Source organism: Actimicrobium sp. CCC2.4 (assembly GCF_034347385.1).
Classification (GTDB): Bacteria; Pseudomonadota; Gammaproteobacteria; order Burkholderiales; family Burkholderiaceae_D; genus Actimicrobium.
This window is the reverse complement of record NZ_CP133777.1, coordinates 3,157,685-3,171,625: the sequence shown is the minus strand read 5'-3', so window position 1 is coordinate 3,171,625 and position 13,941 is coordinate 3,157,685. Positions and strand designations below refer to the sequence as shown.

Genomic DNA, 13,941 nt, shown 5'->3' with positions numbered 1-13,941 from the left:
GTGAGTTCAGGATTAAGTTCGCTGTCGAACAGAACGGCAGGAACTTCCGGCGCATTGTCTGCTCACGCCGGGCCGGGAGGGTCCGGACCAGTCCGATAAGCTGTTTTCGGGAGTCGATAGCGACACCCGTTATTTAATTTTCCTGCTGTTGCAGGAGTTGGCCCACTGAGAGAGGTTCACCATGAAATATTCAATTCTTTTGCTTGCCCTGGTTGGTTCGCTGGCACTGACGGCATGTGAGCGTCCTTCTACGACAGTTGCCGTGCCGGTCGCAGTTCCTGGTCCTGCCGGTGCCACTGGCGCCACTGGTGCTACTGGCTCGACGGGATCGACCGGTTCCGGTTCAGCCGGCATGGATGGTGCAAAGGGTGCTACCGGTGCAACCGGTGACTCCGGCGCAGCAGGTGCAACGGGTGCAACGGGTGCTACCGGCGACACCGGCAAGACGGGCGACACCGTCATCGTCGTTCCTGCCGCCAAGTAACTTATTGCGTTAATCGCTTTGCGTCTGCGTCGAGGCGCAGGGCAACGACAGAGCGATACGACGAGGAAACCTCCGGTGCGGGGGTTTCCTTTTTTTGATATCCAATTCAGTCCAAGGGAATGCCAATGATTGTCAGCTTAATTATTACCCTGGTGGTTTTCGGCCTGGTCTGGTGGCTGGTCGGCATGCTGCCGCTGCCATCGCCAGTCGCACAGATTGTGCGCGTGCTGTTCATCATCATGCTGATCCTGATCTTGCTGTCAGCGTTCGGGATTCTGCCGGGCGGCTACGTCCCGCAATTCAAACTGTAACGCTCGTCTTCCTTGTCAACCCGGCCTTCGCGCCGGGTTTTTTCATACCAGGTGGCGTTCGCATAATTCCCTTTTCAAGTACGCGTAGAGCACCGGCGCGGCGATGATGCCGTGCATGCCGAAGACCGATTCCATGACCAACATCGCAATCAGCAATTCCCAGGAGCGGGCATTGATGTGGCTGCCGATGATTTTGGCGTTCAGGAAGTACTCGAACTTGTGCACGACGATCATGAACACCAGCGACCCGATGGCCGTGTGCAGCGAGTGGGCCAGACCGATGACCACTAGCAGCGAGTTGGAGATCAGGTTGCCGAATACGGGGAGCAGGCCAGTGAAAAATGTCAGGGCAATCAGTGTCTTGGTCAGCGGCAGATGGATATCGAGCAGTGGCAGGATGATCAGCAGATAGATACTGATGAGTACCGTGTTGATCGCGGCGATGCGGACCTGGGCGAAGACGATGCGCTGGAAGGCTTCGCTCAAATGATGCAAGCGCGCGCGCAAGGCGGCGGCAAGCGGCAGGTAGGTTTTCGGGCTGCTGTCATACAGGGCCACCATGGCACCGATGATCATGCCGATGAGGATGTGCGCAAGAATCCGGCCGGTTTCCTGCCCGATGATTTTCGCTTCCAGTGCATGGACCCGCAGCCAATCTGTGATCATCAGTCGCAAGGCATCGGCGCTCTCCGGCAAATACGCACTGAGCCAGAGCGGAATCTGGTCGCGTGATTTTTCGATGATGTCGGCCATCTTTTGGAGCAGGACCGGCAAACTGCCCGCCTCGCTGCTGAAAAATGTCATCGAGCCCCAGATGGCGAGACACAGCAGGGCGACGGTCAGGATGCCAATTGCGGCAACGGCGACCATGCGCGCGCGCGTACTGCTGATCTGCTTGCCCAGCAGCGGCGTCGTCATGTGCACCAGCGAATACACCAGCAGTCCCGAAAACAGCGCCGCCAGCAAGCCTTTGATCAGAATGAGCAACAAGGCGGCTGCAGCGAGGAGGTAGGCGGCGTAGTCGACCGGGGTCGGGGATGTTGCATTGCGCATGGCGTTGTCTGTTTGTCGAAAAGTCGAATCTAACGCAGATTTCGCCTGGCGCGAAGTTTGCCGCACAGTCATCGCGCAGTTGCGGCATGTCGCGCGAGGGCAATGAAGTCAGCGGCCGCGACCGGCTTGCTGAAAAAATAGCCCTGGTATTCATCGCAGCCAAAGGCTTCAAGGGTAGCCAGTTGGGTGCGGGTTTCGACCCCTTCGGCGACGACTTTCATGCCCAGTGAACGAGCCATCACGATGATCGCCCGCACAATGGCGGAGTCGTTCGGGTCGTCCGGAATGTCGTTGATAAAGGACTTGTCGATCTTGACGCTACCGACCGGAAAGCGCTTGAGATACGCCAGCGACGAATAACCGGTGCCGAAGTCATCGATGGCCAGCGTGAAGCCCTGCCGGATCATTTCTTCCATCAGCGCGATGGCCTGCTCGGGCTTATGCATCACCATGCCTTCGGTGATTTCGAATTCGAGGGAGCACGGGTCGACCTGCCTTGTCCGGATGACCTGCAGCATGTTGTCGAGCAAACGGCTGTCGTTGAACTGGCTGCCGGACAGGTTGATGGCGATCCGGCCCACCTCGATGCCGGCAAGACGGAACTCATGGATGTCGGCACAGGTGGTGTCGAGTACCAGCATGCCGAGCGCGCCGATGAGGCCGGTATCTTCGGCCAGGTCGATGAATTCGGTCGGATAGAGCAGGCCACGTTCGGGATGGTTCCAGCGTACCAGTGCTTCTGCACCGGTGATCCGGCCAGTGGTGACATCGATTTTTGGCTGGTAGTGGATGACCAGTTCGCGTCGCCCGATGGCCCGTTGCAGCCGCACTTCGAGAGCCAGGCGCTCCACGCTGTGCGTATGCATGTCGATGCTGTAGTACTGGACACTATTCTTGCCGGCATCTTTGGCGCGGTGCATGGCGATGTCAGCGTTTTTCAGTAGCGCCTGCGCAGTGTTCCCGTCTTGTGGAAATGTGGCGATGCCGATGCTGGCACCCAGCTGACATTCCTGGCCGTTGATAGTGAACGGGCGTGACGCGGCCTGCAGCAAACACCTGGCGATGTCGCCAGGTTCGAGCGGATCGTCATAGCCATCGACCAGGACAATGAATTCATCACCGCCGGCGCAGGCGATCAGGTCGCTGGGTCGCAGGGTATCCAGAAAGCGCGAACTCACTTCGCGCAGGACGCTATCGCCGGCATCATGGCCGAAGGTCTCGTTGATATTCTTGAATCGGTCAAGGTCGATGAACAGGACGCCCACCTGGCGCGCGTGTCGCTGCGCATGCAGCAGTGCCTTGTCGAGCTGCTGGCTGTACAGCACCCGGTTCGGCAGCCCGGTCAGTTCGTCGTAGTGCGCCAGACGACGGATGTGCTGCTCGGCATAACGGCTTTCGATGGTGATGCCGGCGAGATCGATCGCGATGTCGATCAGTTGCATCAGATCGCTGCCCGGACGGTCTTCGGGTAAATGGAAAATACTGAGTACCGCCAGGACTTGTCCGCGCTGTGTCAGGATGGGCCAGGAGCTGCAGCGCCCCGGAAATGCTGCTGCGCTCGCTCCGGATCCGGTCGACATCACGGGAGCGCGAGTCAGGACGGCTTCGGACATCGTGGTGGTGTGATCGATGATCTCCAGTCGGGCCGCACTGTCCAAAAATCCGGTTGCGAAATTGGCACCAATCGCGCCGGTGAAACGTGGCCTTCCGGTATCGACCAGCAGCACCATGCTGCGGGTGCCAGGCGCATGCCGTGCAAGAAACTGCGTAATGGTGTGCACGATGGGTTGCAGCCCGATGCCGGCACTGATCATGTGGAGGATCTGGTTCTGACTTTCCTGCAGCCGCTCGGCGCGTTTGCGTGCGTTGATGTCGCGAAAGACGGCAACGAGTAACTCCTCGTTATTGATGCGTGCGCGGCTGAGCGTGACCTCATTAAAAAACGGAACGCCTCTGCGCAACATGGCCCATTCGAATAATTGTGACTGGCCATCCAGCGCGAGAGCAATCAATTTATCGGGTGCGTGTTGCTTGCCATCAGCCAGTGAAATAGAGGGCATGGTGTCGTCGAAGTGCTTGCCGACCAACTGGTTTTTGTTAGTCACATCGAACAGGATCAGCGCCGCCGGGTTGCAATCGACATATTCCCGGCGGCGATTAATCAGCAGGATTGCGTCGGTGGCACTTTCGTACAGCATGCGATAGCGGTTTTCATTGGCGACCAGATGTTCTTCGAATCGATGCAGGCGGCGTATGTGCTGCAGGAGCAGGAGTGTCAGCAGCAGGATCAATCCGGTGATTGCGCCGGAAAAAAGTAATCTGTTCGAAGTGCGTTGCTGCCAGGGCAGGAGCGCTTCATCGAGTCGATACGTATAAACGACTGTCAATGGCAAGGCTGCCAGCTTGCGATAGGCCAGAAAGACTGGCGCGGCGTTGTCGTTCATTTCGACTGATTCGAAGAATCCTTCGCGCGGCCCCGCTTGTATTCGGATTGCACTTGCTGTCGCGCTGATATCTTCGCCTAGCCGTCGGGCATCGAATGGCCAGTCGATCATGACGATACCCTCGTCCGAGTGCACCGATACCGTAGCCTTGCGACTTTCGGCAATGCGATGGTAGTACTCGTCGAAATAGTCCAGTGTCAGGTACGCACACAGCATGCCGAGCCGCGTGCCGTCGCGCCCATGGATGTTGCGGCTGACGGGAAGTACCCACTTACCATCGTAGCGACTCTTGACCGGAGGGCCGATATGGACTGTCCGGCTTGCCGGATCATTGATTATTTGACGGACATGGGTACGATCGCTGATGTCAATTTTGACCATCGGATCTTCAAATGTCGTCACCGAGCTAATTCCGGCGGGGCTGATGAATCGCAGTGACTGTATTTGTGTGGTGTTTTGTCGTTCCCGTATCAAGACCTGGCGTAATGCCGCCGGATTTTGTAAGAGCAAACCACCATCACTTTCGATAGCTTCGATGGATGCGCTGATAGCACGGTCGGCGTCTTGTACAGTCTGAAATGCGTGTTCTTCGATCGACCGTATCGTGGTTAGCTGGTCTTTTTTTATTTGTTCGATGGAGACGCTGCGGTCCACGCGTATCGTCCACCAGGTCTGACTGAAAATGGCGAGTAGTGTCGTCCCTACACAAAGCACCAGTACCAAGGCGCTGATCGAACCAGTCCGGCTTTTCACCGGGTAGCCCGGGAAAACAGGGCGGGACGTGCTGGGACCAGGCTGTTTTGGACCATTGAGATCTCACTCGTTTGCATGCAACCGGCCCTTTCACTATTTTTTCTGGTCTGATTTACCCGTCTGGTAAAAATTAACAAGCGACAGACTTTAACAGGTCCATGTTGGCGTCGAATGGCGGGTGCAGGGTATTTTGCGATGCATTATTCAGGGATGCATTTGGCAGTTGATCATTTCGACTGGCAGGAATATTTTTCCACTGTGAAATGAACGCAGAATTATCGGGAGTGATGACGTTACTGAAATATTTAGATTGAAGGAGTTGTAGATTTTCTGTTTTATTCGGCTATAATCGAGCCATCGTTGAGATTCGAGCTAGCAGCGCAGTATCAGTCTGTTCTTCCTGTCTTGGTTGAAACGATCTAACGGGCAACAGCCCAACTTAACTGAAATAGGAATTGTAATGGCAACTGGCATCGTAAAATGGTTCAATGATTCGAAGGGTTTTGGCTTTATCACACCTGACGAAGGCGGCGAAGATTTGTTCGCTCACTTCTCGGCTATCCAGTCGAGTGGTTTCAAATCGCTGCAAGAAAATCAACGCGTTTCTTTCGAAGTTACCGCCGGCCCTAAAGGCAAGCAAGCTTCGAACATTCAGCCTATCTAAGCTGAATTAAGCGTTACCAAAACCTCGGTCCGCCGAGGTTTTTTTTCGCCTTTTTTTTAGTTATAAAGTTATTTGCAGCGCATACGCTTTTCTTCGAACGAGGATTTCTAAAGATCAATGCGCTTAAATATTGATATTACACACACCTCACTGCACTTCTTTCGCCGACACTCAAAGTGGGTTACGAGTCGTGCGAATGAAAATAACCTGAATTATTTTCATTCGATCATGAAAGTTTCTCCTCGTAATTGAATCTATTGCGCTTGAATAGTTTGGCTCTAGCGATGAAGGGTGCCTCTGCAATTGAAGTGTTTGGTCTTGGTAGGCCGAATATTTGATTGATTTGCTGGAAATGGCCGTTGGTAAGTCGGATGTGAGTAGTTTTACTTACGTATTGTATGTTGCGGTGCCGCATGAGGTTTCTATTGCCGGTACAGCATGCGGCTCATACAATCCCGTGGCAGACAAATAAAGTTGGATTGGCTTGCTAATAACGTTTCGCATTTAAAAACATAGAGGATGACATGTCATACAAAATCAAAGCACTGGTTGCGTCAGCAGTATTAGTCTGGTCGGCTACGGGTATCGCTGCGGAGCCGATCAAAATTGGTGTGTCCGGGCCGTTCACAGGTGGTTCCGCACCGATGGGCGTGTCGATGCGCGATGGAGTTAAGCTTGCAGTCACTGAAATCAACTCAAAAGGTGGTTTGCTTGGCCGTCAGATCCAGTTGATTGAACGCGATGATGAAGCCAAGAACGAACGTGGTGTTCAGGTTGCCCAGGAACTGATCAACAAAGAAAAAGTCGTGGCGACCGTCGGATTCATTAACACCGGCGTTGCACTGGCCTCCCAGCGTTTCTATCAGGAAGCCAAGATCCCGGTCATGAACAACGTGGCGACAGGATCCATCGTCACCAAGCAGTTCGCTGACCAGCCTGAAAATTACATCTTCCGCAATGCTGCCAACGACTCGATTCAGTCGGCAATGATTGTCGAAGAAGCAGTCACCAAACGAAAATTCACAAAGCTGGCGATTCTGGCTGATTCGACTAACTACGGTCAGCTCGGACGCGAAGATCTAGAAAAAGCGCTCGACAAAAAAGGTATCAAAGCGGTTGCGATTGAGAAGTACAACATCAAGGATGTCGACATGACAGCCCAGTTGTTGAAATCCAAGCAAGCTGGCGCTCAAGCAGTGCTGACTTATGGTATCGGCCCAGAGCTGGCACAAATCGCCAATGGCATGGAAAAGCTCGGCTGGAAAGTGCCACTGATCGGTAGCTGGACTTTGTCGATGGCAAACTTCATTGACAATGCTGGCAAAAATGGTGACGGTACCTTGATGCCGCAAACCTTTATCCAGGAGCCAACAACGCCAAAGCGGAAGACATTTATCGATGCCTACGTCAAGACCTATAGCCCGCCAGCTAGCCGCATCCCGTCGCCTGTGTCAGCTGCGCAGGGATATGACTCCATTTTCCTTTTGGCCGCTGCGATTAAGCAAGCTGGTACGACTGATGGACCGAAAGTGCGCGAAGCACTCGAAAGCCTGAAAGAGAAAGTCGATGGCGTTGTTACTTCGTACAACAAACCGTTCAGCAAGGACGATCACGAGGCTATTAAAATTGACGTCCCGGTTTTTGGTGAAGTCAAAGATGGTCGCGTTATTCTGGCGAAATAATTAGCCAGTGCCTTAGCGCTGCGGCGCTATAGCTATGTTGTTCATGATTGCCGGTTGTCAGATCTGGCTCCGGCATCGAGCGTCTATCCCGATACATTTGTGCAGGTCGCACCAGCACTGGTGCGGCTGCTGCTTTCCACGTTGAAGTGTGGGGGCATCATATCGGGATAGGCCCTTGGCATAACTGAAACCTGCTGCTGCGGCGGCTGTAATACAGGTGGAAATAATGGAAATTTTCTTGCAACTCGTTTTTAGTGGCGTTGCACTAGGCATGATTTATGCCGTTATCGCTTTTGGTTACCAGCTCACTTTTGCTACCTCAGGTACCCTGAACTTTGGACAGGGCGAGGCGTTGATGCTTGGCGCGCTGGTTGGTCTCAGTCTTGTTGGGAACATCCACGGTGGTCCGTATTTGAATTACTGGTTGATGATTCCGGTGGTTATCGTATTTGGTGCGATGCAGGGTGTATTCGTTGAATGGATAGGCGTCCGGCCTGCGATCAAAATCAAGTCCGAATTTGGCTGGATCATGTCGACAATCGCACTGGCCATCATTTTCAAGAATGTCGCTGAAAATATTTGGGGTAAGGATGACCTTCCGTTTCCTACTCCTTTGCCTGCAACTCCTTTCCAGGTACTTGGTGCAAACGTGCAGCCAATGCAGGTGGTCGTTGTACTGGGTGCGCTGGCAATGATGTTGGCGGTCGAGGTGTTCAATCGCAAATCGATATACGGCAAGGCCGTTGTGGCAACCTCAAACGATCGCGATGCCGCTGGGCTGATGGGTATCAACACCAGCATGGTGATTACCTTTTCTTATGCATTGTCATCAGCGACGGCTGCGCTGGCCGGGGTTTTGATCGCGCCGCTGACGTTGACAGGCGCGACGATGGGAACCGCCTTGGGATTAAAAGCCTTTGCAGTAGCAATTATCGGCGGACTCACGTCCGGTATGGGTGTCATTGTTGGCGGACTGATTCTCGGTATCGCCGAAACCACCACAGGATTTTATATTTCGACTGGCTACAAGGAAGTACCTGGATTGGTACTGCTCTTGCTCGTGCTGGCAATCAAACCAGCCGGACTGTTCGGTAAAGCTACGATCAAGAAAGTATGAGCATGGACAAGAAAACACTCGTCGCTTCCGTTATTGGAATTGCGGTACTGGCGGCATTCCCTCTGGTATTTCACAACCCTTACTATATTCACCTCGCTGAAACCATCCTGATTTACGCGATTTTGCTGTTTGGTCTCGATATCGTCGTGGGCTACACCGGGCAAGTGTCACTTGGACATTCGGCTTTGTTCGGTATCGGTTCCTATACGACAGGTGTGCTCTACCTGAAATTCGGCTTGCCTATCCTGATCGCGGCACCAGCCAGTATTGCTGTTACCGCGCTGTTCGGGGCGCTGTTGGCATTGCCTGCATTACGCGTAACGGGACCATATCTGGCGATGGTCACGCTGGCGTTCGGAACCATCGTCCAGATTTTGATTAACGAGATGACTTTCCTTACCGAAGGACCTCTTGGCTTGAAAGTAGCCAAACCGGAATTTTTCGGACATAAGGTCAACGAAGTCGAATTCTTTTATCTTGTCGCCGTGTTGATGGTGTTGTCACTGATTGTCGTTGATCGCATTCTCAAATCACATTTGGGTCGGGCTTTCCAAGCTTTGCGCGACAGCCCGATTGCTTCCGACTGTATGGGAGTCTCGGTGTACCGCTACAAGGTGTACGCGTTCGTCATCAGTGCTGGCCTGGCGGGCTTGGCCGGTAGCCTCTATGCGTATTCGGAAGAATATATTTCGCCGAATACCTATAACTTCGAGCTAACCATCTTGTTTCTGCTGGCCGTCATCATGGGTGGACGTAAGACACGCAGCGGGGCGTTGCTGGGTGCGCTGATTGTCGTGATGCTGCCAAGCCTGCTTGCTGATATCGAATTGTTCCGCAAGATTGCGACCGTGGCCGCAGTCGTTGGCGTGCTGAGTGCCGGTTTCATGCTGGCCAAGGGGCGTAAAACATTGCGAGAGGTTGCCGTGCCTGTGGTTGCCACAGTCGGGATGGCAGTGTTTTCGTACAAGCTCCAAAATATCACTGACTGGCGCTTGACGGTATTTGGACTTATGACCTTGTTTGTCGTGTACTACCTCCAAGACGGCATCATCGGATTCTTGCGTAGTTTGTTCGTCAAGGGTTCCGTTCGTGATGCAAACCGTGCTGGTACGCAAGGCGATGAGTCAAAAGCCTGGGCGGTTGCGCCAAGCACTGCCGGTATCGGGTCAACCTTGCTTGATGCGAAGAGCATTTTGATGCAATTCGGTGGCCTTAAGGCGCTCAATCAAGTTGATCTCGTGATCGCTAAAGGGACGGTACATGGCCTGATCGGACCAAATGGATCCGGCAAGAGCACGATGATGAACGTCCTCACCGGTATATATAAACCGACAGCTGGCACCGTTGAATTCAATGGTGAAGTAATTTCTGGGCGGACACCTTCGTCAATTGCACTTGGCGGTGTAGCGCGGACCTTCCAGAACGTGCAACTTTTCGGTGAAATGACCTCGACTGAAAATGTGTTGGTCGGCCTGCATAATACTTTCCGCAGCAACGTGCTCGATGTGATGTTGAGTACGCCGCGTTACCGGCGTGAAGAAGCCCGGGCACGCGAGCGGGCCGCTGGGATTCTGCAGTTCGCTGGTCTGGCATCGCTGGCCGACGAAGAAGCACGCAACTTGCCATACGGTAAGCAGCGCGTACTTGAGATCGGCCGTGCACTCGGACTGAATCCACAGTTGCTATTGCTCGATGAACCTGCTGCCGGACTGACTGCTCCTGATATTAAGGAACTCATCGCCATCATTCGCAAGATCAAGCAGCACGGCATCACGATCATTCTGATCGAGCATCACATGGACGTCGTGATGTCGATTTCGGATACCGTGACTGTGCTTGATTTCGGGCAGAAAATTGCTGAAGGAAAACCGGCTGCGGTGCAAGCCGATCCAAAAGTAATCGAAGCTTATCTGGGAGGAAGCATCGGCGACGATGCCTCATCCACGCCTACTCTTGCAGGAAACTGACATGCTTATCATCTCTAATCTGCACGCAGCCTACGGCAAAGTGGAAGTGCTGCACGGTATTTCACTTGAAGTGCCGAAGGGCAAGGTTGTCACACTAATCGGGTCTAACGGCGCTGGAAAAACCACGACGATGCGCGCCATCTCCGGCATGATCAAACCGAAATCCGGCAGCGTCAAACTTGCCGGCAAGGATGTCACCGGTCTCGAATCGCACAGGATTGCTCGCGCGGGTTTAGCCCATTCCCCGGAAGGTCGTCGGGTATTCTCGACGATGAGTATTACGGACAACCTGTTGTTGGGGGCATTTCCACGCTACACCGGAGCGCGTCCGCGGGGTGATATCAAGGAGGATCTTGAAAAAGCACTTGAACTTTTTCCTCGGTTGAAAGAGCGCCAGCATCAACTGGCCGGTACGCTGTCCGGTGGTGAGCAGCAAATGTTGGCGATGGCACGTGCGGTAATGCTGAATCCGGAGGTCATCCTGCTCGACGAACCCTCGATGGGACTTGCGCCGATTCTCGTTGAAGAAGTATTTCGCATTATTTTGAGTCTGAAAGAGCGTGGAGTAACCATGTTGTTGGTCGAACAGTTTGCGGCGGCTGCGTTAAATGTCGCGGACTATGGCTATGTGATGGAAAACGGTCGTATTTCAGTGCACGGTCCAGCCAATAAACTCAAGAACGATCCGGCTGTGCAGGCAGCCTACCTCGGGGGAGGTCAGCAGCACTGATAACAATGTAGCAACTCAGCACTATAAGATCAGCCCGTCTCACTCTGGCATGTTGCCTAGGTGATGCGGGCTTTTTTATATGCTGTTTCTTGCAATGCGCCAGTAATCGGGGCGCTGGTACGCATGCCGCAAGAAATCGATGAACACCCGTATGCGCAACGGCAGGTGACGGCGCTGCGCAAAGACCGCATAGATGTCATTGCCGGGTGCCGCGAATTCATCAAGTACCGTAACTAGCCGCCCAGCTTCTATTTCGCTTCCAACTTCCCACATCGATCGCCACGACAATCCCTTTCCAGCGAGAGCCCAGTCGTGGAGTACTTCGCCGTCATTGCAAGCCATGTTTCCTGCGACCTTGATCGTTACGTTTTTGCCGTGTTGGCGAAATGTCCAACCTCGCTGGCTGCCATCGCTGCTGATGGCGAGGCAATTGTGTCCGGTCAACTGATCCAGTGCCTGCGGTGTTCCATGGCGTTTCAAATACGCTGGCGTTGCCACCACTACACGCTTGTTCTCGGCGAGCTTCACCCCAATCATGCTGGAATCAGTTAGCGCTGCGATCCGGATGGCAACATCGATACCTTCAACGAGCAAGTCAGCGATGCGGTCATTGAGGCTAAGTGTCAGGCTGACTTCCCGATGTTCTGTCAGAAATGACGGGAGTAACGGAGCCACGTGCTGACGTCCGAAACCTGCCGGTGCAGATATGGTCAGGTGGCCATTGGCAGCGCGTGCGCCTGCCGAGACCGCCAGTTCGGCCTGTTCCAGCTCAGCCAGAATGCGCTGGCAGTCTTCCAGAAAACTGCTGCCTTCTGCCGTCAATGCAATTTTGCGCGTAGTGCGCTGCAACAATTTGACACCTAATCGTTCTTCTAGCGCATCGAGACGACGGCCTATCATTGCGGGGGCGATCCCTTCTGCGCGTGCCGCTGCAGAAAAGCTTCCTTTAGCAATGATTTCAACGAAAGTAGAGAGTTGCTTGAATTGATCCATGGAATCCGTAGTGTGATTGCGTGCAAACTTGCCGCAGCATGATGGTAGTTCGTTTCACTGCTCACACAAAAAAAAGCGACATACCAGGCTATAGGTATACCGCTTTGTTCCCGTGCCGGTAATCACGTCGACGGTGATTGGCCCGAATTTTTTTCTGCTGTGTAAGACGCGTGCAGTTCGACTGGCTTTGCCGCGTTGCGCCTCATACGGATGTTCAGCGTCTCGACCATCACGGCAAAAACCATTGCACTATAGACATAGCCGCGAGGTATGTGATGACCGAAGCCTTCAGCAATCAGTACCACTGAGATCACCACCAGGAATGCCAGCGCAAGCATCTTGATGGTCGGATGGGCTGACACGAACCGCCCGATCGGACCGGCAAAAAACATCATCAGGCTGACCGAGGCGACGACAGCGGCGATCATTACGGCGACTTCATCGACCATCCCGACGGCCGTGATAATAGAGTCCAGTGAAAAGACGATATCGACCAGGATGATCTGGATGATGACGGCTTGGAGAGTCGCTTTGACGGCTGACGATTCGACACCTTCGGTACCTTCTAGTGATTGATGAATTTCTCCGATACTTTTCCAGAGCAGGAATAGTCCGCCTGATAACAAGATCAGATCCCGGCCTGAGACGGCATGATCCAGGACTGAGAAGACCGGCGACGTTAATCCAACCAACCAGGATAAGACCATCAGCAAGCCGATACGCATGAACATGGCCAGGAATAGGCCCAGACGGCGGGCAAACTCTCGCTGGGCCAATGGCAACTTGTCGACCAGAATGGCGATGAAAATGATGTTGTCGATACCCAGCACCAGTTCAAGCGCAGTCAGGGTGGCAAATGCCACCCAGATCTGCGGATCGGCAAGAAGTTCAAGCATTGATAAAAGTCCCGATTAAAATTGGCCGGCTTAGTCTTCGCGATTCACGAATCCGAGGATGTGCAACAGACTGGTGAACAGGTTAAAAATCGAGATAAACAGAGTCAGCGTTGCCATCACATAATTGGTTTCGCCACCCCGGATGATATTGTTAGTTTCGTACAAGATCATCCCCGACATCAATACTACGAAGGCAGCTGACACCGTCAGCGACAAGGCAGGGATTTGCAGGAAAATACCTGCCAGCGATGCGAGGAAGGCAACCAGGATACCGATTGTCAGAAAGCCCCCCATCATGGAAAGGTCTCGCTTGGTAACTCTGGCGTAGGCCGAGAGAGCGACGAAGATCGATGCGGTGCCGCCGAACGCCAGCATGACGGTTTCCGTGCCGTTGGGCATGCTCAAATAGCGACTGATGATCGGCCCTAGCGTGTATCCCATGAAGCCGGTCAGCGCGAACAGCAAACCGACACCGAGCGCCTGGTCGCGGTACTTGGTAATTGCAAACAGCAAGCCGAAGTAACCAACTAGCGTGATGATGATGCCCGGTCCAGGCAGGCCGAGCGCTGCTGTCGCGCCCGCTGCCACGGCGCTGAAGGCCAGGCAGGCCGACAACAGCATGTAGGTATTGCGTAGTACGCGACGCGCATCGCTATCGATGACATTGCTGGCCGGCTCGGCATTCGTCGCACTACGACCGAAGAGTGAGTTGCGATCGTTCATGGTGTGTTCCTTCCGATGTTAAAAAACTGACGCCGGTAAAAAAATAACCGGCTGTCTGAGGGTAGTCGATTTTCTTTATTTAAAAAGCGCAGATAATAGAAGCCTTACTTCGATAAAGCGGAAT

Annotated in this window: 12 protein-coding genes; 7 read left to right on the top strand and 5 right to left on the bottom strand. The window is 53.6% G+C overall.

Going from position 1 to position 13,941, the window contains the following annotated elements; translation table 11 throughout:
* The first annotated feature begins 181 nt into the window (after positions 1-181).
* Together RHM62_RS14540 and RHM62_RS14535 are read left to right on the top strand one after the other, a co-directional pair.
* A complete protein-coding gene (locus RHM62_RS14540; protein WP_322122792.1) occupies positions 182-484 on the top strand; it encodes a collagen-like protein in 303 nt (100 codons plus the stop codon).
* Positions 485-609: 125 nt separating this feature from the next.
* Positions 610-795: a Thivi_2564 family membrane protein gene (locus tag RHM62_RS14535; RefSeq protein WP_322122791.1), complete on the top strand. Its 186-nt coding sequence runs from the start codon at positions 610-612 to the stop codon at positions 793-795.
* 42 nt (positions 796-837) lie between these two features.
* On the opposite strand, the gene RHM62_RS14530 is transcribed toward RHM62_RS14535, so the two are convergent.
* The gene (locus tag RHM62_RS14530; protein ID WP_322122790.1) at positions 838-1,848 is read right to left on the bottom strand and encodes an AI-2E family transporter; all 1,011 of its coding nucleotides are present in this window, start codon (positions 1,846-1,848) and stop codon (positions 838-840) included.
* Between the two features lie 68 nt (positions 1,849-1,916).
* Positions 1,917-4,694: an EAL domain-containing protein gene (locus tag RHM62_RS14525; protein WP_322122789.1), complete on the bottom strand. Its 2,778-nt coding sequence runs from the start codon at positions 4,692-4,694 to the stop codon at positions 1,917-1,919.
* A gap of 811 nt (positions 4,695-5,505) precedes the next feature.
* Here RHM62_RS14525 and RHM62_RS14520 point away from each other — a divergent pair.
* From RHM62_RS14520 to RHM62_RS14500, 5 genes are all read left to right on the top strand, one after another.
* Entirely contained in the window at positions 5,506-5,709 is a 204-nt protein-coding gene (locus RHM62_RS14520) for a cold-shock protein (RefSeq protein ID WP_009665193.1), read from the top strand.
* A gap of 524 nt (positions 5,710-6,233) precedes the next feature.
* Positions 6,234-7,391, top strand: coding sequence for an ABC transporter substrate-binding protein (locus RHM62_RS14515; protein WP_322122788.1), 1,158 nt, complete (start codon positions 6,234-6,236; stop codon positions 7,389-7,391).
* A 226-nt stretch (positions 7,392-7,617) separates the two neighbouring features.
* A complete protein-coding gene (locus tag RHM62_RS14510; RefSeq protein WP_322122787.1) occupies positions 7,618-8,508 on the top strand; it encodes a branched-chain amino acid ABC transporter permease in 891 nt (296 codons plus the stop codon).
* 2 nt (positions 8,509-8,510) lie between these two features.
* A complete protein-coding gene (locus RHM62_RS14505; protein ID WP_322122786.1) occupies positions 8,511-10,475 on the top strand; it encodes a branched-chain amino acid ABC transporter ATP-binding protein/permease in 1,965 nt (654 codons plus the stop codon).
* Position 10,476: 1 nt separating this feature from the next.
* A complete protein-coding gene (locus RHM62_RS14500) occupies positions 10,477-11,205 on the top strand; it encodes an ABC transporter ATP-binding protein (RefSeq protein WP_322122785.1) in 729 nt (242 codons plus the stop codon).
* A gap of 75 nt (positions 11,206-11,280) precedes the next feature.
* Here RHM62_RS14500 and RHM62_RS14495 read toward each other — a convergent pair whose 3' ends face one another.
* The 3 genes from RHM62_RS14495 to RHM62_RS14485 all read right to left on the bottom strand — a co-directional run bounded on the left by RHM62_RS14495 (position 11,281) and on the right by RHM62_RS14485 (position 13,817).
* Complete coding sequence (locus RHM62_RS14495) at positions 11,281-12,198, bottom strand: LysR family transcriptional regulator (RefSeq protein WP_322122784.1); 918 nt, start codon at positions 12,196-12,198, stop codon at positions 11,281-11,283.
* A gap of 122 nt (positions 12,199-12,320) precedes the next feature.
* Positions 12,321-13,094 (bottom strand): TerC family protein, encoded by a 774-nt coding sequence (locus RHM62_RS14490; protein ID WP_322122783.1) that lies wholly within the window; start codon positions 13,092-13,094, stop codon positions 12,321-12,323.
* A 30-nt stretch (positions 13,095-13,124) separates the two neighbouring features.
* The gene (locus tag RHM62_RS14485) at positions 13,125-13,817 is read right to left on the bottom strand and encodes a Bax inhibitor-1/YccA family protein (RefSeq protein WP_322122782.1); all 693 of its coding nucleotides are present in this window, start codon (positions 13,815-13,817) and stop codon (positions 13,125-13,127) included.
* Positions 13,818-13,941 lie beyond the last annotated feature (124 nt).

Bases quoted from the DNA above. Each gene is read 5' to 3' on its own strand.
- RHM62_RS14540 (WP_322122792.1), top strand. From the start codon at position 182: ATGAAATATTCAATTCTTTTGCTTGCCCTGGTTGGTTCGCTGGCACTG.
- RHM62_RS14510 (WP_322122787.1), top strand. From the start codon at position 7,618: ATGGAAATTTTCTTGCAACTCGTTTTTAGTGGCGTTGCACTAGGCATG.
- RHM62_RS14490 (WP_322122783.1), bottom strand. From the start codon at position 13,094: ATGCTTGAACTTCTTGCCGATCCGCAGATCTGGGTGGCATTTGCCACC.
- RHM62_RS14535 (WP_322122791.1), top strand. From the start codon at position 610: ATGATTGTCAGCTTAATTATTACCCTGGTGGTTTTCGGCCTGGTCTGG.
- RHM62_RS14485 (WP_322122782.1), bottom strand. From the start codon at position 13,817: ATGAACGATCGCAACTCACTCTTCGGTCGTAGTGCGACGAATGCCGAG.
- RHM62_RS14515 (WP_322122788.1), top strand. From the start codon at position 6,234: ATGTCATACAAAATCAAAGCACTGGTTGCGTCAGCAGTATTAGTCTGG.
- RHM62_RS14520 (WP_009665193.1), top strand. From the start codon at position 5,506: ATGGCAACTGGCATCGTAAAATGGTTCAATGATTCGAAGGGTTTTGGC.
- RHM62_RS14505 (WP_322122786.1), top strand. From the start codon at position 8,511: ATGGACAAGAAAACACTCGTCGCTTCCGTTATTGGAATTGCGGTACTG.
- RHM62_RS14530 (WP_322122790.1), bottom strand. From the start codon at position 1,848: ATGCGCAATGCAACATCCCCGACCCCGGTCGACTACGCCGCCTACCTC.
- RHM62_RS14500 (WP_322122785.1), top strand. From the start codon at position 10,477: ATGCTTATCATCTCTAATCTGCACGCAGCCTACGGCAAAGTGGAAGTG.
- RHM62_RS14495 (WP_322122784.1), bottom strand. From the start codon at position 12,198: ATGGATCAATTCAAGCAACTCTCTACTTTCGTTGAAATCATTGCTAAA.